The sequence below is a fragment of the Pseudomonas sp. genome (assembly GCF_050739995.1).
Taxonomy (GTDB): domain Bacteria; phylum Pseudomonadota; class Gammaproteobacteria; order Pseudomonadales; family Pseudomonadaceae; genus Aquipseudomonas.
Window position 1 is genome coordinate 1 of sequence record NZ_JBOICG010000695.1, and the last position, 1,534, is coordinate 1,534.

1 protein-coding gene is annotated in these 1,534 nt (G+C 60.6%); it reads left to right on the forward strand.

Annotated elements, in window-relative coordinates; translation table 11 throughout:
• A partial coding sequence (locus ACRESD_RS23425; protein ID WP_431753079.1) for a DUF3458 domain-containing protein occupies window positions 1–1,475 on the forward strand: 1,475 nt, incomplete at its 5' end.
• Window positions 1,476–1,534: the final 59 nt, after the last annotated feature.

The window sequence follows — 1,534 nt, forward strand, 5'->3', positions numbered from 1 at the left end:
GCATGATCCACACCTTGCTCGGCGCCGAAGGCTTCCGCAAAGGCAGTGACCTGTACTTTGAGCGCCACGATGGGCAAGCCGTGACCTGCGACGATTTCGTTAAAGCCATGGAAGATGCCAATGGCGCCGACCTGAGCCAGTTCAAGCGCTGGTACAGCCAGGCCGGTACGCCACGCCTCGCAGTAAGCGAGTCTTACGATGCCGCTGCCAAGACCTACAGCCTGACGTTCCGCCAAAGCTGCCCGGAAACCCCGGACAAGGTGGAAAAGCTGCCGTTTGTGATTCCAGTGGAATTGGGCCTGTTGGACGGGAAGGGCAACGGCATTGCGCTGCGCCTGGCCGGTGAGGCGACTGCGGCGGGTGTATCCCGCGTGATTTCGGTGACCGAAGCCGAGCAAACCTTCACCTTCGTCGATATCGCTGAGCAACCGTTGCCTTCGCTGCTGCGGGGCTTCTCGGCGCCGGTGAAGCTGAGCTTCCCGTACAACCGCGATCAGCTGATGTTCCTGATGCAGCACGACAGCGACGGTTTCAACCGTTGGGACGCCGGCCAGCAGTTGGCGGTGCAGGTGTTGCAGGAACTCATCGCTCAATATCAGCAGGGCCAGGCGTTGCACATGGATCAGCGCTTGATCACCGCGCTGCGCAGTGTGCTGAGCGACGAAAGCCTGGATCAGGCCATGGTTGCGGAAATGCTGTCGTTGCCGGGTGAAGCCTACCTGACTGAGATCAGCGAAGTGGCGGATGTAGATGCCATCCACGCCGCCCGCGAGTTTGCGCGCAAGCAACTGGCAGACAACCTGCACGAAGCGCTGTGGCTGCGCTACCAGGCCAATCGCGAGCTGTCCAAGCAAACGCCTTATGTGGCTGCGGCCGAGCATTTTGCCCGTCGTGCATTGCAGAACATCGCGCTGTCGTACCTGATGCTCAGTGGCAAACCGGAAGTGTTGGCGGCGACGATCGAGCAGTTTGACACTGCCGACAACATGACCGAACGCCTGACCGCGCTGGCGGTGCTGGTGAACTCGCCGTTCGACGCAGAGAAAGCCCAGGCACTGGCGGTGTTCGCGGAAAACTTCAAGGACAACCCGCTGGTCATGGACCAATGGTTCAGCGTGCAAGCGGGCAGCACCTTGCCGGGCGGCCTGACGCGGGTCAAAGCGTTGATGGAGCACCCAGCGTTCAACATCAAAAACCCGAACAAGGTGCGGGCACTGGTGGGCGCGTTTGCCGGGCAGAACCTGATCAACTTCCACGCGGCCGACGGTTCGGGTTATCGCTTCCTGGCGGACCTGGTGATCCAGCTGAACAGCCTTAACCCACAGATCGCCTCACGCCAGCTGGCGCCACTGACACGCTGGCGCAAATATGACGATGCGCGCCAGGCACTGATGAAGGCAGAGTTGGAGCGCATCCGTGCTTCCGGTGAGCTGTCGAGCGATGTGTTCGAGGTGGTCAGCAAGAGCCTCGCGTAAATCCAGTTCAGTTAAGGAAATCTGCCGCAGAAAAGTTCTTGTAGTGAGCGGGCTTGCCC